Origin of the sequence: Hydrogenophaga intermedia, assembly GCF_023715105.1 — a bacterium.
Taxonomy (GTDB): Bacteria; Pseudomonadota; Gammaproteobacteria; order Burkholderiales; family Burkholderiaceae_C; genus Hydrogenophaga; species Hydrogenophaga intermedia_A.
In genome coordinates this window covers 25,415-45,356 of sequence record NZ_JAMBNO010000002.1, presented here as the reverse complement: position 1 = coordinate 45,356, position 19,942 = coordinate 25,415, and the positions used below count along the sequence as shown (strand labels likewise).

Here is a 19,942-nt window from a genome sequence, read left to right as displayed (position 1 = left end):
CGTAAGCAGTTGTGACGCCCAAGCGGGGTGTTGCAACACGCTGTGTCCCCAAACCCCACGACCACCTCTGCGACTTCGAGGCCCGCCGCGCGCACCCTGCGCTATGGCGGTGACGAGGCCTTTGCCCCGTTCGAGTCGCTCGACGCGCAAGGTCGACCCGTGGGCTTCCATGTGGAGCTGCTGCGAGCCGTCGGGCACGAGCTCGGCGCCGAGATCGAGATCGCCTTGCAGCCCTGGGCCGCCACCGTCGAGGCGTTCCGCGCCGGACGCGTTGACCTCATCGCGATGGTCGACACCACGAACCGACGCGCGTTCGCGAGTTTTCTCAAGGGCCATGCGTCACCCCTGCACGCGGTGTACCTGCGCGCCGATGCCGTGGCCCCGCACGCGCTGCAGGACCTGCAGCGCGTGCGTCTGGCCGTGCTCGACACCGAACCCATGCGCGAGAGCATGGCGCGCTGGCTGTCCGGCATCAGCGAGTCCGCGCTGCGCGTGCCCGACGCACGTTCGGCCTTGCTGGCCGTGCAGCGCGGCGAGGCCGACATGGCACTGCTGCCCAGCGCCTATGGCGATCCGTTGCTGCCGCAGATGACCGGCCTTGTGGTCGGACCGACCCGATTCGGACTGCAGACCTACGCCTTTGCCGTGCAGCCAGGCAACGAAGCCTTGCGCGCCGAGTTGCAGGAAACGCTCGACCGTCTTGAGGCCAACGGCACCCTGCCGGCATTGCGGGCGCGCTGGCTCGATACCGATCCGCACGCCGCCGAGCGCCAGGCGATCGCGCGTGATCTGGACGATCAACGCCGCTGGACCTGGGTCCTGGGCGCCGGCGGCACCGTGCTGCTGGCTGGCGCCGCTTTCGTGCTGCACCGTCGCGGACTGGCGGTGGCGCGCGAACGCCAGCGCCGACGCGAGGCCGAAGACGCCCTGCAACGGGTGCAGGAGCTGCTGGACCACACCTTTCATCGCAATCCCGACCCGATGCTGGTGGTCGATCACGCCAGCGGTCTCGTGCGCGATGCCAACGAGGCCGTTTCCGATCTGCTGGGTGTATCGCTCGACACCATCACCGGTCATCCCCTGCGCGCGCTCGGCCACCACCTGGGTATCGAGGCGCTCAAACGCATGGCGCGCGCCATCGACATCCAGGGCCACATCGATGGCCTGCCCGTCACACTCACGCGCGCCGACGGCGCACAGCGGGCCTGCCTGGTGAGCGCCCAGCGCCTGCAGCTGGCGGGCGAGACGGTGGTGCTGTGCATGGTGCGCGACGTGAGTGAGCGACTGGCGCAGGACGCGGTGTTCCGCCTCGGCTATGAACAGCTGCAGGCCGACGCTCAGCAGGCCGAACCGGTGACGGTGCCGCCGGTGGATGGGGGTTCGCCAGCGGACGACCGATTGCGCGAGTTCACGCGCGCGGTGGCGCACGATCTGCGCGCGCCGTTGCTCGCGATCCAGGGATTCGTGGGCCTGCTGCGTGAGCGACTGCATCTGGGGCACACCCAGGAAGCGCTTGAATACAGCGAGCAGGTCGAGAAGGCCACGCGCCGCATGAACGCCATGATCGAGGCGCTGTGCAGCCTGGCGCAGATCGACCAGCGCGCGCCGGTGCGTGAGCCGATCGACATGCACGCGCTGGCGCAGGACACCTGGCGCATCGTGCGTGCGGCCGATCCGAAGCGCACCGTCGACATGCGCATCGACCCTTTGCCTGCGGCCCGGGGCGACCCCGATCTGGCAGCCCAGGTGTGGCAGAACCTGCTGCACAACGCCTGGAAGTACAGCGCCTACAACGAAGCAGCGCGTGTGCGCGTGGACAGCTTCGCCGAGGACGGCTGCACCTGGTACCGCATCACCGACAACGGCGCCGGCTTCGACATGGCCCAGGCGCGCGGCCTGTTCCAGCCATTCCGGCGCATGCACCCCAAATCGCAGTTCGAAGGCAGCGGCATCGGCCTGAGCATGGTGCAGCGCATCGTGCGCCACCACGGCGGCGACGTGCGCCTGCGCAGCCAGCCGGGCGTGGGCACGGTGGCCGAGTTCACCCTGGGGCCGCAGGCGCGCTGACCGCGCCGTGCATCAGGCGGCCGGTGCGAAACCGGCGCCCGTCTGCTCGCGCCGCCAGGCCGCGGGCGAGGCGTTGAAGCTGCGCTTGAACGCGCGGTGGAAGGCGGGCTCGCTTTCATAGCCGGCGGCCTCGGCGATGCGCGCGATCGGCGCATCGGACTCGCGCAACTGCTGCGCTGCAAAGCGCATGCGCTGCTGTGCCAGGTAGCGCATCGGCGGCTCGCCCACCAGCGCGGTGAACCGTTCTGCAAAGGCGGAGCGCGACGCACCCACGGCCTGCGCCAGTTCCTCGGTGGTCCAGGCGCGCTGGCGCTCGGCGTGCATCATCGCGAGCGCGCGCCCCACCTTGGCATCGCGCAAGCCGGCCAGCCATCCGGTGCTGCCTTCGGGTTGCTGCGCCAGGTACTGTTGCACCGCCTGCGCGAACAGCAACTCGGCCAGCCGGCTGAGCACGCTGGGCGACAGGCCGTGCGGCGCAGCGAGTGGCTGCGCGGCAAAGCGCATGGAACTCTCCAGCCATTGGGCCGACGCCCCGCTGCCCAGGGGCAGGTGCAGCAGGCGTGGCAGTGCGTGGATCAGCGGATCGTTGACGTTGTCGTGGCCCAGGTAGCCGCAGAAAAAGCGTGCACCGCGCGCTTGCCCGGGGTGCACCAGCCGCATCACGCCCTGGCCGCCTGCATGGTGCTCCAGCATTTCCACCGGCATCGGCGGCACGGAGAGGTCGCTGCCCAGGCGGTGGCGGTGGTTGCGCGGCAGGATGGCGAGATCGCCCGCGCGCAGCGTCAGCGGTTCGGCATCGCCGTCGAGCTGCAGCGACATCGTCCCCTCACACACGTAGTGGTACGCGATCACCTCGCGTGGCAACGGGCTGAACTCGGCACAGTCCTCCGGGCCCACCTGGGACAGCACGCACCAGGGTTCGCCGAACTCGGCCTCCACGAACACACCCCCGCGCAAGCGCAGTGCACGCAGCACGTCGCTCAGGGCGTCGGCGGTGTCGTTCGGCGTCATGTCCGGCGGCTCGGCAAGAAATGGCGGCGGCGCGGGCATGGCCGTCGCGAGTGGGGCTGTCTAGATTAACGGCACCGGCCCGGCGGATGCAAACGCCCTCTGCATGGGGCGGCAACGACGAACCACGGAGCTTTGAACATGATCACCGACGCACAGGGACACGCCCTCAGTGGCGCCAGCCGCGAGGCCGCCGCCTTCTACGACCAGGCGGCCACCGCCTTCCACCTCTACCGCGGCGACCCGATGGCCGCACTGGACGCGGCGCTCGCAGCCGCGCCCCGCTTCGCCATGGCCGCGCTGCTCAAGGCGCACCTGCTGGCCGTGGCCACCGAACCCGCGGCCTCGCAGATGGCGCGCGAGTTGCTGGCCGAGGTGGCCGACTGGCCGCTCAACGAGCGCGAACGCTCGCACTTGATGGCGGTGCGCCAGGTGCTGGCCGGCGAATGGTCGGCCGCCGCGCAGACGCTGGACATGCACCACAGCGAGAGGCCGTACGACATCGTGGCGCTGCAGGTGGGCCACCTGATCGACTTCTTCCGTGCCAATGCACGCAGTCTGCGGGATCGCATCGCGCGCACGCTGCCGCAGTGGTCAGCTTCGATGCCCGGGCACGGCTTTCTCCTCGGCATGCTGGCCTTTGGCCTGGAAGAAGCGGGCCAGTACGCGCAGGCCGAAGACGCGGGCCGCGCTGCCCTGGCGGCCGAACCCCGCGACTGCTGGGCCCACCACGCCGTGGCGCACGTGATGGAGATGCAGGCCCGCCACGAGGATGGCATCGGCTGGGCCCTGATGCGCGAGCCGCACTGGAGCGGGGCGGACAACTTCTTCCAGGTGCACAACTGGTGGCACCGTGCGCTGTGCCACCTCGAGATCGGCCAGATCGAGCCGGTGTTCAACCTCTACGACGGCCCGATCCGCGCCGCGCGCAGCGCGGTGGCGGTGGACATGGTCGATGCCTCGGCGCTGCTGTGGCGCCTGCATCTGGGCGGACACGACGTGGGCGCGCGCTGGGACGAGCTGGCCGGTGCCTGGGACGCGCACGCCGACGGCCACAGCTACGCCTTCAACGACTGGCATGCCGCCATGGCCTGGCTGGGCGCCGGGCGCCTGGCCGATGTGCAGCGCCTGCAGGCTCGACTGCGCAGTGCCGAGCAGGGCAGCGAAGCCGCCCGCTGGGCCGCCGACACCGGGGCCGATCTGGTGGCCGGATTCGCCGCGTTCTGGCAGGGACGCTACGACGAAGCGATCGAGACGTTGTGGCGCGCCCGCGCCATCGCCAACCGTTTCGGTGGCAGCCACGCGCAGCGCGACCTGATCGACTGGACACTGACCGAAGCCGCCCTGCGCGGCAAACGCCAGACCGTGGCCGAGGCGCTGGCGCGCGAACGCCTGGCACAGCGCCCGCACAGCGGCATGAACCGCCAGTTCCTGCGCCGCGCGCTGGCGCCGGCCGTGCGTTGCACGCCAACGGTAGCTGCCGAGGCATAAGCCGGCCAGCCGGCGAGCGCAGCCCCCAGTGCACCCGAGGAACGGGCTTTGCCCGGCCTCAGGGTGCGCCCCCCTCCCGCCGCAGGCGAGAGAGGGGGGAGCCGCGCAGCGGCGCGGGGGGTGTCTTTTCTAGTCCTCGCCGCTGATGGTGACCAGCAACTGGATCACCTCGGCGCACTCTTCCTGAATGCGCTGGATCGGGTAGATCTCGCTGGCGTTGGCACCGGGGCGCACGTGTTCACGCAGCGTCTCGGCCTGCGAGAGGATGGCCGACATGCGTTCGAACAGCTCCGAGGTGACCGCGTGCACGTCGATCGGCGCGGCGGGTGCTGCCAGGGGCGCCGGTGCGGACACCGGGGTCGTGGGCCTGTTGACGGCCGGCGCGGGCGCCGCAGCGGCCGCGGCGCGTTGCACCGGCAGCGGGCGTTCGTCGAGTTCGATCAGCTCCATCGACTCGCCGTTGAGGATCTGCTGCACGCGCAAGCGGATGAGTTCGCGATCGATCGGCTTGGTGAAGAAATCGAGCACGCCCGCGGCAAAGGCGCGCTGGCGGTGGCTGGCGTCGTCGTGCGAAGTGACCATCACCACCGCGGTGTGCGCCAGTTGCGGGTTCTCGCGCAGCCGTGCGATCACGCTGTAGCCATCGAGGTCGGGCAACTCCGCGTCGATCACCAGCAGATCGGGCTTGTGTTGCGCCAGCTTGGCCAGCGCGTCGTCGCCCCGCACCGCGAAATGCAGTTGCGCCATGTCGAGCAGGGTACGCGCGAGCAGGTGCACCATGCCCGGATCGTCATCGACGATTAGCACCTTGTGGCGTTGGGGCGCCGGGTTCGTGGTCATGTTGGGCTCCTGTGGCGATCGGTCCGGCGCCATTGCGTGCGGTCCTTGCCGGCTAGATCGGCGGTGGCTGCGAAATCTTTAGTACCAGTGGCGGGCCGTTGCCGGCGTGGCTGCGCGCCGCCGGTCAGGGTGCCTCCGGGATGGTAGGGGAACTGGGGGTGTGCGGTGCCGCGTTTCATATTTGAAACGCGATTCCCGGCCCCGATGATCCAGCGATCCCTCCGGGGCCGATCCAGCTTTCCCCGCATCCACATGAAGCTCACCCTCAAACTCCCGTTCGCTTTCGTCGCCAGCGTGCTGCTCGTCACCGCAGCCGCGCTGTTCGGCATCCAGCAGCTCAACCGATCCGTGCACACCTTCGAGACCGAGGTGCACGCCAGCCACGAACGTGCGGCCCGGGTGTCCAGCCTGCTGAGCCAGTTCAAGACCCAGGTGCAGGAGTGGAAGAACACGCTTCTGCGCGGCAGGGACCCGGCGCAGCTGGACAGGTACTGGAAGGCATTCGGCCGCATCGAGCAGGAAATGGCGGCCGCCGCCGCCGGCCTGATCAGCGCGCTGCCCGCTGGGCCTGCGCAGGACCTGGTGCGCCAGTTCGCCGATGCGCACGCCACCATGGGCCGCAATTACCGTGCGGCCTTCGAGCAGTTCACCGCCTCGGGCATGGACCCGACGGTGGGCGACAAGGCCGTCAGCGGGATGGACCGCGAGCCGGCGCGTCTGCGGGATGCGGCCGTCAAGCAGATCGCCGAGGACAGCGTGGCGATCGCCGAACGCGCGAACGCGCAGGCTGCCCGTGCACCACGCTGAGTTTGGCGCTCATGGCCGTGGTCTGTGTCGCCGGGGTCATCGGTGGTGTGCTGTTCAGCTGCGGCATCACGCGCCGCCTGGACGAGGCGGTGCAGGTGACGTCGAAGGTGGCCGCGGGTGACCTCACGGCGCGCGTGAGCGTCGACGGCCGCGACGAGATCGCGCAGCTGCTCGCCGCGCTGCGGGCCATGCAGGGCCAGCTCTCGCAGGTGGTGACCGAGGTGCGCCACAACGCCGAGAACGTGGCCACCGCCAGTGCCCAGATCGCGCAGGGCAACCAGGACCTGAGTCAGCGCACCGAACAGCAGGCCAGCGCGCTGCAGGAAACCGCGGCCTCGATGGAGCAGCTCGGCTCCACCGTGCGCCTGAACGCGGACAACGCGCGCCAGGCCAACCAGCTCGCCGCCAGCGCGCGCGACCTCGCGGTCAGCGGCGGTGAGGTGGTGGGTCAGGTGGTGTCGACCATGCAGGGCATCCAGGCCAGCAGCCAGAAGATCGCCGACATCATCGGCGTGATCGACGGCATCGCCTTCCAGACCAACATCCTGGCCCTCAACGCCGCGGTGGAAGCGGCGCGCGCCGGTGAACAAGGCCGAGGTTTTGCCGTGGTCGCCGGCGAGGTGCGCAGCCTGGCGCAGCGCAGCGCCGAGGCCGCAAAGCAGATCAAGACCCTGATCGACAACAGCGTGGATCAGGTCGGGCAGGGCGCCACGCTTGTGAACCAGGCCGGTGGCTGCATGGGCGAGATCGTCGGCTCGATCCGCCGCGTCTCGGACCTGGTGGGTGAGATCACCGCCGCGACCACCGAGCAAAGCGACGGCGTCAATCAAGTGGGCAACGCCGTCACGCAAATGGACCAGGCCACGCAGCAGAACGCCGCGCTGGTGGAAGAAAGCGCGGCCGCGGCCGCCAACCTCAAGGGCCAGGCGCAGCGGCTGGTGGATGCCGTCGCCGTGTTCCGCACCACCGCCTGAGGCCGACCGTCGGGCCCGGCGCGGCCACAATGGCGCCATGTCATGGGATATCGCCACCACCTACGCTGCCTTGCGCGGCCTTCACATGACGCTGGCTGCGGCCAGCGTCGGGCTGTTTGCTGCGCGATGGCTCGCGGTGCTGTTCAGCCAGGGCTGGCCCATGCAGAGTGGCACGCGCCGCACCAGCATGGTCATCGACACCGGGCTGCTGCTCGCGGGCGTCGGCCTGTGGGTGCTGATGCAGCACAACCCACTGCGTGAGCCATGGCTGCTGATCAAGCTCCTGTTGTTGCCGCTCTATGTGGTTCTGGGCGCGCTGGCGCTGCGGCGCGCGCGCACCCGCGCGGCCAGGGTGTGGTTCGGGCTGGCCGCGCTCTCGGTGGTGGGCTTGATGGCGTTGAGCGCCATCAGCCGACTGCCGCTCGGGCTGGCCTTGCTGTCAGTCTGATCCGAGCACGCTGAACACGTCATCCGGCTGCGGCCGCGCGTGCGCGGCGCGCCATGCCTTCACGTGGCCCACATTGACGAAGCACAGCGCGTCCTCGTCGGCATGCAGCCCGACGCCTTCGCGCAACGCGCGCGATGCCATGGCCTTGCCGCTGGTGAGTGCGCTGCCCAGGCCCATGGCGGTGGCCATGAGCAGCAGGTTCTGCACCGCGCAGCCAGCCGACAACAACCGTTCTGCGGGCGGCACCTCGGGGTCGTCGCCACGCACGCGGCACACCAGCAACAACAGCCAGGGTGCGCGGTGTGCCTTCTCGCGCGCCTGCGCCTGCTCGGCGGCATTGGCGTGCGGATCGCGCTCCAGCAACGCCTGCGCAAACCACTCGCCCAGCAGCGCACGTTGATCGGCCCCGATCTCGATGCAGCGCCAGGGCCGGCGCTGCCCGTGATCGGGCGCGGCGCAGGCGGCGCGCCGCAGCGCGACCTTCTGATCTTCGGTCGGCCCGGGGCCGCACAGGCGCTTGGGCAACGTGGTCCGGCGCGCGTCGATCCAGTGCGCGGCCCAGGCGGTGGCATCGTCGTCGAGATGGGGCTGAACGGTGTCGTTGTTCATGGCGTTGGTGAGGAGCGGGCATCAGCCCGGGCGGCCATCGGGCCGGGGTTGGCCGTACCAGCGAAGCAAGCGCAATGCCCAGGGTGCGACCACCGCGAGCCACAACGCGGCCACCGCCAGCGTGAGCGGGCCCATCCACGCCGGCGGCGCCAGCGCCGCTGCGATGCGCAGCACCGTGGCCGCCTGCAACAGCAGGAAGGCCGACCACGCGAGCCGGTCGGCCACCAGGCTGCGTCCCCCGTGGCCGCAGGACACGCGCGTCACCATGGCCACCATCAGCGAACCCAGGAACCCCATGGTGGTGGCGTGCAGCGCGGCCAGCGGGTTCAGGGGCGCGCCGCTGATCCAGCCCCACACCAGGCCAGTGCCGTCGATCACCAGTCCCAGACCGAGCCAGACGAAGCCCAGGTGCAGCATGGCCAACAAGCGGATCTTCAGGCTCTGCGCCAGGCCCCACATGAAGGCCAGCCACAGCACCACGAAGCCCGCCACCAGCAACGCAAAGCCTTCGAACGCGCTCCAGGCGCTGGCGCTCAGGCCGGCGAGCGTGAGCCACGGGCCCAGCACCTTGAGCGCCACCGTGGCCACCAGCGCATGCAGCACCCACATCGGACGCCACAGTTGCACCAGCGGCAGCGTGCTGGAGGTGAAGAAAGGAATCATGCGGTGCACGACCGTCACATAGACCAGGGCCACGAAGCCCCACAAGGCGGTGTGCAGCCAGCGCCGCGCGCCGTCCAGGTCGTCTTGCCAGAGCGCCAGCGCGAGGCCTGCCAACGTGAGCGTGCCGACGGCCCAGCCGATGGCGATGACGCGCGCGTGTGCGGTATCCCCGGCGGCGCTGGCGCGCAGCAGGCGTGCAAAGCGCAGCGTGGCCAGCGCCTGGCCGGTGGCCGCCAGCAGCAGCGCGGCGATGGCAAGCCCCGGTGCGAGGTGAACGCCGGCCAGCCACAGCGGCCAGGCCAGCACCTGCAGTACCACCGGGGGCAGCACGTCGCGCGCGTCGGGACCGGGCACACCCAGCCACTTGGGCCCGGCGGTGAACAGGAAGCCGGTGAAGAACAAGGGCATGAAGCCGTGCACCATCACCACACCGTGGCCCAGACTGGGCGACACCGCCAGTGGCCCCGGTGGCAACCAGCCCAACCGCGACGCCTGCACCCACACCCACCACAGCGCGCTGAGCAGAAGCACCGCGCAGGCGCCCGCAAAGGCCAGCCGGTGGGGTGCCAGCAGCAGGGTGGCCCAGCGCCAGCGCATCACGGGGGCGGTGGGGGGGCGGCCATCCCCGGCGCGGGTGGCCTGGATCGGAATGCTGCGGTTCACGGGCGCTCGGTGGGCTGTCGCATGGCGGAGGACAAGGCGTTTCGCCGACTGTGCCGCGTGCGACGCACAGGCGCCATCCTTCCGTGGCAGGTGTGGCCGGCTCCTCGTGTGGCAGCGCCATCGTTCGAAAGAACGATGCGGGTCGTCGCATGGACAGTGCGCACGAGGCTCGCCGACAATGCCCACGCCGCCGTCCCCGCCACCCATGCCCATCTCCGCCCGCGCCTGGCCCCGCCAGCTGTCCACCAAGTTCGTGCTCATCGGCCTGTCGATGCTGCTGCTGGCGCTGCTGTCGATCGGCTTGACGATGTGGGTGACGCGCCAGCTCGACGGCGGCGCCGCGGCGGTGAACGAGGCCGGGCGCCTGCGCATGCAGACCTGGCGCCTGGTGAGTGCCTGGCAGGGCGGTCGCGAGCCGGCACAGGTGCAGCAACTGGTGAACGAGGTCGATCGCACGCTGCGACTGATCGAGCGCGGCGACCCACAGCGGCCGCTGTCCGTGCCCTGGAGCCAGCCCAGCCGCGAGCGCTTCGGGGCCATCGAAGCCGCCTGGCAGCGCTTGCGGCCCACCTGGTCGGTCCCGGCCGCGTCAGCGCAGGATTTGAGCAGTGTGACCGCCGAGGTCGATGCGCTGGTGGGTCAGATCGATGCGCTCGTGCGCGCCATCGAGTCCACCATGGCGCGCCTGACGGCGCTGCTCAACCTGTTCCAGTTCCTCATGATGGCGATGGCGGTGGCCGCGGCCATCATCTCGCTCTACGTGGGTCAGCTGTTCGTGATCCATCCGCTCAAGCGCCTGCGCAGTGCACTGCGCCAGGTCGAGGCGGGTGATTTTTCGGCGCGCGTGGAGGTCGATTCGCACCAGGAGTTCGCCGAACTCGCCGCCGGCTTCAACCACATGGCGCAGACGCTGCAGGGCCTGTACCACGGGCTGGAGCTGCAGGTGCAGGCCAAGACCCGCGACCTGGAGGCCAAGCGCGCGCGGCTGGCGGCGCTCTATGCGGTGAGTTCACTGATCGTGGAGGCGCGCACGCTGGATGAGCTGGCGCGCGGGTTCGCCCGCAAGCTGCGCGAGGTGAGTGGCGCCGACGCGGTGGCGATCCGTTGGTCCGACACCGGCACGCGGCGCTACCTCATGCTGGCCAGCGATTGCCTGCCCGAGCAACTGATCGAAGACGAACAGTGCCTTGAGGCCGGTGTGTGCGCCTGCGGCCAGCCACCGGCCACCGCGCGCACACGCGTCATCCCGATCGCAGCCGCCGAGGAACGCAGCCTGGGTGGCTGCGCGCAGGCCGGCTATGTCACGCTCGTTGGCGTGCCGATCCGCCAGCAGCAGCAACTGCTGGGCGAGATCAACCTCTTCTATCGCCACGAGGTGTTGCTGGGTGAGGACGACCGCGGCCTGTACGACGCGCTGGCCGGCCATCTGGCCAACGCGGCGGAGAACCTGCGCGCGCAGGCGCTGCTGCGCGAGGCCGCGGTGAGCGAGGAGCGCAGCCTGCTGGCGCGCGAGTTGCACGATTCGATCGCGCAGGCCCTGTCGTTCCTCAAGATCCAGGTCGGCCTGCTGCGCGCCGCGGTGCAGCGCAACGACAGCGCCGCGGTGCCGGCCATCATCGACGAAATCGAGACCGGCGTGCGCGAGAGCACGAACGACGTGCGCGAGCTGCTGGTGCATTTCCGCACCCGCACCGACGGCGACGACATCGAGGACGCGCTGCGCACCACGCTGCGCAAATTCGAGCTGCAAAGTGGCTTGAGTGCCCACCTGGACGTGCAGGGGCATGGCGTGCCGCTGCCTTCCGACACGCAATTGCAGGTGTTGCACGTGGTGCAGGAGGCCCTGTCCAACGTGCGCAAGCACGCCCAGGCCAGCGAGGTGTTCGTGGACGTGCAGCGCGGGCCGCACTGGCGCTTTCGCGTGCGCGACAACGGCCGCGGCTTTGCCACCGACGCAGACCGCGACCAGGACACCCACGTCGGCCTGCACATCATGCGCGAGCGCGCCGAGCGCATCGGCGCCCTGGTGGCCGTGCATTCGCACCCCGGCGGCGGCACCGAGGTCTCGATCGACGTGCCGGTGCAGACCGAGGCCTCCACACCCAACCCATGACCGACACCCCGATCCGCCTGCTCGTCGTTGACGACCACAACCTGTTCCGCCGGGGTCTCATCGCGCTGCTGACCCAGGACACCCGCTTCCAGGTGGCAGGCGAGGCCGCCGACGCGAATGCCGCCATCGGTCTGGCGCAGCGCCTGCAACCCGATCTGGTGCTGCTCGACAACCACCTGCCGGGCGTTTCGGGCATCGATGCGATCGGCGCGCTCAAGGCCGCAGCGCCGAAGGCGCGCGTGCTCATGCTCACGGTGAGCGAGCACGAGGCCGACCTCGCCCGCGGCCTGCGCGCCGGTGCCGATGGCTACCTGCTCAAGACCATCGACACCACCGATCTGGCCGATTCGATCCAGCGCGTGTGCGAGGGCGACTCCGTGATCAGCCCCGAGATGATGGGCAAGCTGGTGGCGTTGCTGCGCCAGTCGCCTGCCGCGGACCCAGCGACAGCCGCCCCACCGATGCCGGACAGCGCACCGGTACCGCTGGCGCCCGCCGCCAGCCCCGAGCCGCCGCCGTCCGACCCCATTCACTCCCTGTCGCCCCGCGAGCGCGAGATCCTCTGCCTGATCGCGCGCGGCGACAGCAACAAGCACATCGCGCGCGCTCTCGACATCGCAGAGACCACGGTGAAGATCCACGTGCAGCACATCCTGCGCAAGCTCGCCCTGAGCACGCGTGTACATGCGGCGGTGTACGCCGCCGAACGCGGCCTGCTGGCTTAGCGCGCGCTCAAGGTGCGGCGATGCCTCGGCGCTCGCGCATGGCGCTGCCCACGCGGGTCAACGCGGCCGCATCGAGCAGCCGGGCGGCCAGCGGCAGCAGCTCGTTTTCCTCGCGCTCGATGTGCTGCGTGTAGGCGGCCACGAATGCGTCCACCGTGCCGCGTGCGAGAGCGCCTGCATGGCCACTGCGCACCTGCTCCAGTTCGCTTTCCAGGCGCTGCCACAGCCCCTCCAGCGAGCGGTGCTCCTCGATCAGCGCGCGCGTGAGCTGGCGCACGCGGGTGTGATCGGGCCCGCGGGCCGCGTCGAGCAGGGCAGGAAAGAGGTCGGCCTCTTCGTCGGCGTGGTGGTGTGGTGCGGCCAGGCGGAAATAGCGCAACACCGCTTCAACGGCCTGCACCGCAGCGCTGTCGGCGCCGTGGCGCGGCAGGTGCTCGCACAGGCGCTGCAGTGTCTCGCACTGCGTCTGCACGCGGCCGTGGCAGGCCGAGAGCATCTCCAGCGGGACTTCGGTGGTGGCCGCGGCCGAAGCCTGGCCGGGCAGGGCGATTCGCATGACCATGGCCCACATGGTAGGCCCGTGACGCGGGTGTGACCCGGGCATACGCCTTTCGGAGGATGCCCGGGGTCGTTCCTTCGCGTCGTGCCGATCGCCCGTGTGAAGGATGGTCGCCGCCCGGGCGAAAAAGCACAGTCGCCGTCATGGTCAATGGAGCGCATCCCATGAGCGACGACACCACAAGAACCCGCAAGGCCTGGTCCGTGCTGATCGTGAGCACCTGGTCTTTCACCGTGTGCTTCATGGTCTGGATGATGTTCAGCGTGATCGGCATTCCGATCCGCCAGATGCTGGACCTCAACGCCACGCAGTTCGGCCTGCTGATGGCCACGCCCGTGCTCACCGGCTCGCTGGTGCGCGTGCCGCTGGGCATCTGGACCGACCGCTACGGTGGCCGCATCGTGATGGCGGTGCTGATGGCCGCCACCGTGCCGGCAATCTGGCTCATGGCCTACGCCACGCAGTTCTGGCACTTCCTGACGATCGGCCTGTTCGTGGGCCTGGCGGGTGGCTCGTTCTCGGTCGGCACGCCTTACGTGGCGCGCTGGTTCCCCAAGCGCCAGCAGGGCATGGCCATGGGCGTGTACGGCGCCGGCAACAGCGGCTCGGCGGTCAACAAGTTCGTGGCGCCGGTGATCCTGGTGGCCTTCGGTTGGGCCATGGTGCCGCAGGTGTACGCGGTGATCATGGCCGCCACCGTGGTGCTGTTCTGGCTGTTCAGCCACAGCGACCCGGCGCACCTCGTGCCCAGCCAGGTCAGCTTCGCGCAGCAGCTCAAGGCGCTCAAGGACCCGAAGGTGCTCAAGTACTGCCAGTACTACAGCATCGTCTTCGGCGGCTACGTGGCGCTGGCGCTGTGGATGGTGCAGTACTACATCGGTGAGTACGGCCTGGACATCCGCGTGGCCGCGTTGCTGGCGGCCTGCTTCTCGCTGCCCGGTGGTGTGTTGCGCGCGGTCGGCGGCGTGCTCAGCGACAAGTACGGCGCGCACAAGGTCACCTGGTGGGTCATGTGGGTGAGCTGGATCTGCCTCTTCCTGCTCAGCTACCCGCAGACGCAGTTCACCATCACCACCGTCAACGGCCCACAGACCTTCCATATCGGCCTGAACGTCTACATGTTCACCGCGTTGATGTTCGTGCTCGGCATCGCCTGGGCCTTCGGCAAGGCCAGCGTCTTCAAGTACATCGCCGACGACTACCCCGGCAACATCGGTGCCATCAGCGGCATCGTTGGCCTGGCTGGTGGCCTGGGTGGCTTCGTGCTGCCCATCCTGTTCGGCGCGCTGCTCGACATCACCGGCATCCGCTCCAGCGCCTTCATGCTGCTCTACGGCGTGGTCTGGGTCTCCCTGATCTGGATGTACTGGACCGAGGTGCGCCAGACCGAGGTGCTGGGCAGCCACGCCAAGCCCTTCTCACTTCAAGGCTGACCCTCCATGAACACCCCGAATCAACCGGGTACACCGGACGCGTCGTTCGAGCAACGGCTCGCCTCGCGCACCGACATCCACGACTGGCGCCCCGAGGACGAGCAGTTCTGGGAGAGCACCGGCAAGCGCATCGCCTACCGCAACCTCTGGATCTCGATTCCCGCGCTGTTGTGCGGCTTCGCGGTCTGGGGCATGTGGGGAATCATCACGGTGCAGATGCTCAACCTGGGCTTCCCGTTCACGCAGGCCGAGCTGTTCACGCTCACCGCGATCGCGGGCATCTCGGGCGCCACCATGCGCATCCCGGCCTCGTTCTTCGTGCGCCTGGCCGGCGGGCGCAACACCATCTTCCTCACCACCTCGATGCTGCTGGCACCGGCCATCGGCACCGGCATCGCCCTGCAGCACCCCGAGTGGCCGCTGTGGGTGTTCCAGCTCATGGCGCTGTGGTCGGGCGTGGGCGGCGGCAACTTCGCCTCCAGCATGTCCAACATCAGCACCTTCTTCCCGAAGCGCTTGCAGGGCACGGCGCTGGGCCTCAACGCAGGCCTGGGCAACTTCGGCGTCACCACCATGCAGATCGTCATTCCGCTGGTGATGACGGTGGGCATCTTCGGCAGCTTCGGTGGCGAACCCATGCTGCTGCAAAAGGACAGCGGCTGGATCTTCGGCAAGATCGCCGCCGGCACGCCGACCTGGATCCAGAACGCCGGCTTCGCCTGGCTGCTGTCGTTGGTGCCGCTGAGCGCGGTCTGCTGGTTCGGCATGAACAACCTGCGCACGGTGTCGCCCGATGCCGGCCATCCCTTGATGGCCTACGCCAGGATCACCTACCTCTACACGCTGGCCTTCGTTCCGGCGATCACCATCCTCTACCTCTACCTGCCGGCACCCACCGGGCTGGGCCTGCTCAACATCTGGGTGGCGGTCCTGCTGGACATCGTGGCGGCCCTGCTGGTGGTGCGTCTGGCCGCCTTCGGCCCGATGAAGGAGGGCGTGGCCAAGCAGTTCGCGATTTTCCGCAACAAGCACACCTGGTCGCTCACCGCGCTCTACATCGTCACCTTCGGCTCCTTCATCGGTTTCTCGATGGTGCTGCCGCTGGCCATCACGGTGATCTTCGGCTTCCAGCACATCCCAGATGCGCAGGGCGTGATGCAGCACACCTTGAAGAATCCGAACGCGCCCTCGGCGCTCACCTACGCCTGGATCGGCCCTTTTGTGGGTGCGGCGGTGCGGCCGGTGGGGGGCTGGATCTCGGACAAGGTGGGTGGCTCCATCGTCACGCAGGTCATCTCGGCGGTGATGGTGGTGGCCTCGGTGGCGGTGGGCTACGTGATGATGCAGGCCTACGCTTCGCCCACGCCCGAGCAGCACTTCGTGGCCTTCCTTGGCCTGTTCGTGGTGATCTTCATCGCCAGCGGCATCGGCAACGGCTCCACCTTCCGCACCATCGGCGTCATCTTCGACCGCCAGCAGGCCGGTCCGGTGCTGGGCTGGACTTCGGCCGTGGCGGCCTACGGTGCCTTCGTCGCGCCGGTGGTCATCGGCGCGCAGATCAAGGCCGGCACGCCGCAACTCGCCATGTACGGCTTCGCGGCTTTCTACGCTGCCTGCCTCGTCCTCAACTGGTGGTTCTACCTGCGCCGCGGCGCAGAGATCCGCAACCCCTGATCAAGTCCCACGCATTTCCCCTCACGGAGACACCCCATGAGCCATTTCCTTGACCGCCTGATGCACTTCAAGTTGCCGAGCGAGTCCTTCGCCGGCGGGCACGGCCAGGTCACCAACGAAGACCGCACCTGGGAGGACGCCTACCGCAATCGCTGGGCGCACGACAAGATCGTTCGCAGCACGCACGGCGTGAACTGCACGGGCAGCTGCTCGTGGAAGATCTATGTCAAGGGCGGCATCGTCACCTGGGAAACCCAGCAAACCGACTACCCGCGCACGCGCTGGGACATGCCCAACCACGAGCCGCGCGGCTGCGCGCGCGGCGCTTCGTATTCCTGGTACCTGTACAGCGCCAACCGCGTGAAGTACCCGATGGTGCGCGGGCGGTTGCTGCAACGCTGGCGCGCGGCGCTGGCGGTGGCCAAGGACCCGGTGGCCGCCTGGGCCAGCATCGTCGAGAACCCCGACGCGCGGCGCGACTACCAACAGGTGCGCGGCATGGGCGGCTTCGTGCGCAGCAGCTGGGACGAGGTGAACCGGCTCATCGCCGCGGCCAACGTCTACACCATCAAGCAGCACGGGCCCGACCGCATCATCGGCTTCTCGCCCATCCCGGCCATGAGCATGGTGAGCTACGCCGCGGGCTCGCGCTACCTCTCACTCATCGGCGGCGTGTGCATGAGCTTCTACGACTGGTACTGCGACCTGCCGCCGGCCAGCCCGCAGATCTGGGGCGAGCAGACCGACGTGCCCGAATCGGCCGACTGGTACAACAGCTCGTACATCATTGCCTGGGGATCGAACATCCCGCAGACGCGCACGCCCGACGCGCACTTCTTCACCGAGGTCCGCTACAAGGGCACCAAGACGGTGGCGGTCACGCCCGACTATTCCGAGGTCGCCAAGCTGGCCGACCTGTGGCTGCACCCCAAGCAGGGCACCGACGCCGCACTCGCCATGGCCATGGGCCATGTGGTGCTCAAGCGCTTCTACTTCCCTGAGAACGGCCAGCGTTCCCGCTACTTCGACGACTACGCGCGCCGCTACACCGACCTGCCCCTGCTGGTGGTGCTCAAGGACAAGACCCTGCCCGACGGCCGCGTGGTGCAGGTGCCCGAGCGCTACCTGCGTGCGAGCGATTTCAACGGCAAGCTTGGCCAGAAGAACAACCCCGAATGGAAGACCGTGGCCTTCGACACCGCCGGCAAGGCGGTGCTGCCCAACGGCAGCATCGGTTTCCGCTGGGGTCCCGAGGGCCGCGAAGACGCGGGCAAATGGAACCTGGAGAACAAGGAGGCACGCAGCGGCGACGAGGTCACGCTCAAGCTCTCGGTGCTGGAAGACGGTGAACAGGCCCACGAGGTGGTGGACGTGGGCTTTCCCTACTTCGGAGGCCAGACCACGCCGCATTTCCCCAACAACGACGGCACCGGCGAAGTGAATTGCGCGCGTGTGCCCGCGGTGCGCCTGCGCCTGGGCAAGGCCGGTGAGGAGCGTTACGCGCTGGTGGCCACCGTGTTCGACCTGCAGGCCGCGCAGTACGGCATCGACCGCGGCCTGGGCAGCGGCGCGGCGAGCTTCGATGACGACGCGCCCTATACACCCGCCTGGCAGGAGCGCATCACCGGCGTGCCGCGCGACCAGGTGGTCACCGTGGCCACGCAGTTCGCCGACAACGCCGACAAGACGCGCGGCAAGTCGATGGTGATCATCGGTGCGGCCATGAACCACTGGTACCACGCCGACATGAACTACCGCGGCGTGATCAACCTGCTGATGATGTGCGGCTGCATCGGCCAGAGCGGGGGCGGCTGGGCGCACTACGTGGGCCAGGAGAAGCTGCGCCCGCAGACCGGCTGGACGGCGCTCGCCTTCGCGCTCGACTGGATCCGCCCGCCGCGCCAGCAGAACAGCACCAGCTTCTTCTACGCCCACACCGACCAGTGGCGCTACGAGAAGCTCGGACTCGAAGAGATCGTGAGCCCACTGGCCGACAAGTCGGTCTGGGGCGGCAGCATGATCGACTACAACGTGCGCGCCGAGCGCATGGGCTGGCTGCCCAGCGCGCCGCAGCTGCGCACCAACCCGCTGCAGGTGGTGAAGGACGCCACCGCCGCCGGCATGGACCCAAAGGACTACGTGGTCAAGGCGCTTAAGGACGGCACGCTCGAGATGAGCTGCGAAGACCCGGATGCGCCGCAGAACTGGCCGCGCAACCTGTTCGTGTGGCGATCCAACCTGCTGGGCTCCAGCGGCAAGGGACACGAGTACTTCTGCAAGCACCTGCTCGGCACCGAAAGCGGTGTGCAAGGCACCGACCTCGGCCCCGACGACGCGCGACCCACCGAGGTGCGTTGGCACGACAAGGCACCCGAAGGCAAGCTCGACCTGCTGGTCACGCTCGACTTCCGCATGAGCACCACCTGCCTGTACAGCGACGTGGTGCTGCCCACCGCCAGCTGGTACGAGAAGAACGACCTCAACACCAGCGACATGCACCCCTTCATCCACCCGCTCTCCGCCGCGGTGGACCCGGTGTGGCAAAGCCGCAGCGACTGGGAGATCTACAAGGGTTTCGCCAAGGCCTTCAGCGAGGTCTGCGTGGGCCACCTGGGCGTGGAGAAGGAGGTGGTGCTCACGCCGCTGATGCACGACAGCCCGGCCGAACTGGCCCAGCCCTTCGACGTGAAGGAATGGAAGAAGGGCCAGTGCGATCTGGTGCCGGGCAAGACCGCGCCGCAGATCGCGGTGGTCGAGCGCGACTACCCCAACGTCTACAAGCGCTTCACTGCGCTTGGGCCCCTCATGAACAAGGTGGGCAACGGCGGCAAGGGTATCGCGTGGAAGACCGACGTCGAGGTCACGCAGCTCGGCCAGCTCAATGGCACCACCGAGGAGGCCGGTGTCACCCAGGGCATGCCGCGCATCGTGAGCGACATCGATGCCTGCGAGGTGATCCTGCAGCTCGCGCCCGAGACCAACGGCCACGTGGCGGTGAAGGCCTGGGATGCACTGGGCAAGGCCACCGGTCGCGACCACAAGCACCTGGCGCTGTACCGCGAGGACGAGAAGATCCGCTTCCGCGACATCCAGGCGCAGCCGCGCAAGATCATCAGCTCGCCCACCTGGAGCGGCATCGAGAGCGAGACCGTGTCCTACAACGCGGGCTACACCAACGTGCACGAGCTGATCCCGTGGCGCACGCTCACAGGGCGCCAGCAGTTCTACCAGGACCACCCCTGGATGATCGCCTTCGGCGAAGGCTTCAGCAGCTACCGACCGCCAGTGGACCTGAAGACCACCGACGAGGTGCAGGGCCGCAAGCCCAACGGGCACACCGAGATCGTGCTGAACTTCATCACGCCGCACCAGAAGTGGGGCATCCACAGCACCTACAGCGACAACCTGCTGATGCTCACGCTCAACCGCGGCGGCACGGTGATCTGGCTCAGCGAGACCGACGCGAAACGCGCCGGCATCGAGGACAACGACTGGGTGGAACTGTTCAACGTGAACGGCGCGGTGGCCGCGCGCGCGGTGGTGAGCCAGCGCGTGAACCCCGGCATGGTGATGATGTATCACTCGCAGGAGAAGATCATCAACACGCCGGGCTCCGAAATCACCGGCGTGCGCGGTGGCATCCACAACTCGGTCACGCGCATCGTGCTCAAGCCCACCCACATGATCGGGGGCTACGCGCAGCTGAGCTACGGCTTCAACTACTACGGCACCATCGGCACCAACCGCGACGAGTTCGTGGTGGTGCGCAAGATGCGCAAGGTGGACTGGCTCGACACGCCACGCGATGACCACCTGGCGCCGGTGTACCAGGCCCAGGGCGAGAACCCTTGAGGCGCGCGGAGCACCA

Annotated in this window: 13 protein-coding genes and 1 pseudogene; 9 read left to right on the top strand and 5 right to left on the bottom strand. The window is 68.8% G+C overall.

Annotated features, from left to right (window positions below; translation table 11 throughout):
* Nucleotides 1-42: 42 nt before the first annotated feature.
* Nucleotides 43-2,067, top strand: coding sequence for an ATP-binding protein (locus M3149_RS01870; RefSeq protein ID WP_251707641.1), 2,025 nt, complete (start codon nucleotides 43-45; stop codon nucleotides 2,065-2,067).
* Between the two features lie 12 nt (nucleotides 2,068-2,079).
* Here the strand turns inward: M3149_RS01870 and M3149_RS01865 are convergent, their stop codons facing one another.
* A complete protein-coding gene (locus M3149_RS01865) occupies nucleotides 2,080-3,078 on the bottom strand; it encodes an AraC family transcriptional regulator (protein ID WP_251707640.1) in 999 nt (332 codons plus the stop codon).
* Nucleotides 3,079-3,216: 138 nt separating this feature from the next.
* On the opposite strand from M3149_RS01865, the gene M3149_RS01860 reads away from it, so the two are divergent.
* Entirely contained in the window at nucleotides 3,217-4,566 is a 1,350-nt protein-coding gene (locus M3149_RS01860; RefSeq protein ID WP_251707639.1) for a tetratricopeptide repeat protein, read from the top strand.
* A 129-nt stretch (nucleotides 4,567-4,695) separates the two neighbouring features.
* On the opposite strand, the gene M3149_RS01855 is transcribed toward M3149_RS01860, so the two are convergent.
* Nucleotides 4,696-5,406, bottom strand: coding sequence for a response regulator (locus M3149_RS01855; RefSeq protein ID WP_251707638.1), 711 nt, complete (start codon nucleotides 5,404-5,406; stop codon nucleotides 4,696-4,698).
* 252 nt (nucleotides 5,407-5,658) lie between these two features.
* Between M3149_RS01855 and M3149_RS22980 the strand changes: the two are divergent.
* Nucleotides 5,659-7,187, top strand: a pseudogene (locus tag M3149_RS22980) (methyl-accepting chemotaxis protein).
* Nucleotides 7,188-7,224: 37 nt separating this feature from the next.
* Complete coding sequence (locus tag M3149_RS01840; protein WP_251707636.1) at nucleotides 7,225-7,635, top strand: SirB2 family protein; 411 nt, start codon at nucleotides 7,225-7,227, stop codon at nucleotides 7,633-7,635.
* On the opposite strand, the gene M3149_RS01835 is transcribed toward M3149_RS01840, so the two are convergent.
* Nucleotides 7,627-8,244 carry a nitroreductase family protein gene (locus M3149_RS01835; protein WP_251707635.1) on the bottom strand — a complete coding sequence of 206 codons (618 nt, stop codon included), beginning with the start codon at nucleotides 8,242-8,244 and terminating at the stop codon, nucleotides 7,627-7,629. The two genes, M3149_RS01840 and M3149_RS01835, sit on opposite strands and share 9 nt — an antisense overlap.
* 21 nt (nucleotides 8,245-8,265) lie before the next feature.
* A complete protein-coding gene (locus M3149_RS01830) occupies nucleotides 8,266-9,570 on the bottom strand; it encodes an NnrS family protein (RefSeq protein ID WP_251707634.1) in 1,305 nt (434 codons plus the stop codon).
* Between the two features lie 205 nt (nucleotides 9,571-9,775).
* Here M3149_RS01830 and M3149_RS01825 point away from each other — a divergent pair, with 205 nt between their 5' ends.
* Together M3149_RS01825 and M3149_RS01820 are read left to right on the top strand one after the other, a co-directional pair.
* Nucleotides 9,776-11,683, top strand: a complete 1,908-nt coding sequence (locus tag M3149_RS01825) for a type IV pili methyl-accepting chemotaxis transducer N-terminal domain-containing protein (RefSeq protein ID WP_251707633.1) — start codon at nucleotides 9,776-9,778, stop codon at nucleotides 11,681-11,683.
* Nucleotides 11,680-12,408, top strand: coding sequence for a response regulator (locus tag M3149_RS01820; protein WP_251707632.1), 729 nt, complete (start codon nucleotides 11,680-11,682; stop codon nucleotides 12,406-12,408). The genes M3149_RS01825 and M3149_RS01820 overlap by 4 nt, the downstream gene beginning before the upstream one ends.
* A gap of 7 nt (nucleotides 12,409-12,415) precedes the next feature.
* Here M3149_RS01820 and M3149_RS01815 read toward each other — a convergent pair whose 3' ends face one another.
* Complete coding sequence (locus M3149_RS01815; RefSeq protein WP_251707631.1) at nucleotides 12,416-12,970, bottom strand: hemerythrin domain-containing protein; 555 nt, start codon at nucleotides 12,968-12,970, stop codon at nucleotides 12,416-12,418.
* A 161-nt stretch (nucleotides 12,971-13,131) separates the two neighbouring features.
* Here M3149_RS01815 and M3149_RS01810 point away from each other — a divergent pair, with 161 nt between their 5' ends.
* Genes M3149_RS01810 through M3149_RS01800 form a run of 3 tightly spaced genes read left to right on the top strand, consistent with a single transcriptional unit; the run spans nucleotide 13,132 to nucleotide 19,926 of the window.
* Complete coding sequence (locus tag M3149_RS01810) at nucleotides 13,132-14,400, top strand: MFS transporter (protein WP_435370716.1); 1,269 nt, start codon at nucleotides 13,132-13,134, stop codon at nucleotides 14,398-14,400.
* Nucleotides 14,401-14,406: 6 nt separating this feature from the next.
* Entirely contained in the window at nucleotides 14,407-16,074 is a 1,668-nt protein-coding gene (locus M3149_RS01805; protein WP_251707629.1) for an MFS transporter, read from the top strand.
* A 36-nt stretch (nucleotides 16,075-16,110) separates the two neighbouring features.
* Complete coding sequence (locus tag M3149_RS01800) at nucleotides 16,111-19,926, top strand: nitrate reductase subunit alpha (protein WP_251707628.1); 3,816 nt, start codon at nucleotides 16,111-16,113, stop codon at nucleotides 19,924-19,926.
* The last annotated feature ends 16 nt before the right edge of the window (nucleotides 19,927-19,942 follow it).

What these genes read in the sequence shown, in the direction of transcription:
- M3149_RS01865 (WP_251707640.1), bottom strand. Translation starts at nt 3,078, where the DNA reads ATGACGCCGAACGACACCGCCGACGCCCTGAGCGACGTGCTGCGTGCA.
- M3149_RS01860 (WP_251707639.1), top strand. Translation starts at nt 3,217, where the DNA reads ATGATCACCGACGCACAGGGACACGCCCTCAGTGGCGCCAGCCGCGAG.
- M3149_RS01855 (WP_251707638.1), bottom strand. Translation starts at nt 5,406, where the DNA reads ATGACCACGAACCCGGCGCCCCAACGCCACAAGGTGCTAATCGTCGAT.
- M3149_RS01840 (WP_251707636.1), top strand. Translation starts at nt 7,225, where the DNA reads ATGTCATGGGATATCGCCACCACCTACGCTGCCTTGCGCGGCCTTCAC.
- M3149_RS01835 (WP_251707635.1), bottom strand. Translation starts at nt 8,244, where the DNA reads ATGAACAACGACACCGTTCAGCCCCATCTCGACGACGATGCCACCGCC.
- M3149_RS01825 (WP_251707633.1), top strand. Translation starts at nt 9,776, where the DNA reads ATGCCCATCTCCGCCCGCGCCTGGCCCCGCCAGCTGTCCACCAAGTTC.
- M3149_RS01820 (WP_251707632.1), top strand. Translation starts at nt 11,680, where the DNA reads ATGACCGACACCCCGATCCGCCTGCTCGTCGTTGACGACCACAACCTG.
- M3149_RS01815 (WP_251707631.1), bottom strand. Translation starts at nt 12,970, where the DNA reads ATGGTCATGCGAATCGCCCTGCCCGGCCAGGCTTCGGCCGCGGCCACC.
- M3149_RS01810 (WP_435370716.1), top strand. Translation starts at nt 13,132, where the DNA reads ATGAGCGACGACACCACAAGAACCCGCAAGGCCTGGTCCGTGCTGATC.
- M3149_RS01805 (WP_251707629.1), top strand. Translation starts at nt 14,407, where the DNA reads ATGAACACCCCGAATCAACCGGGTACACCGGACGCGTCGTTCGAGCAA.
- M3149_RS01800 (WP_251707628.1), top strand. Translation starts at nt 16,111, where the DNA reads ATGAGCCATTTCCTTGACCGCCTGATGCACTTCAAGTTGCCGAGCGAG.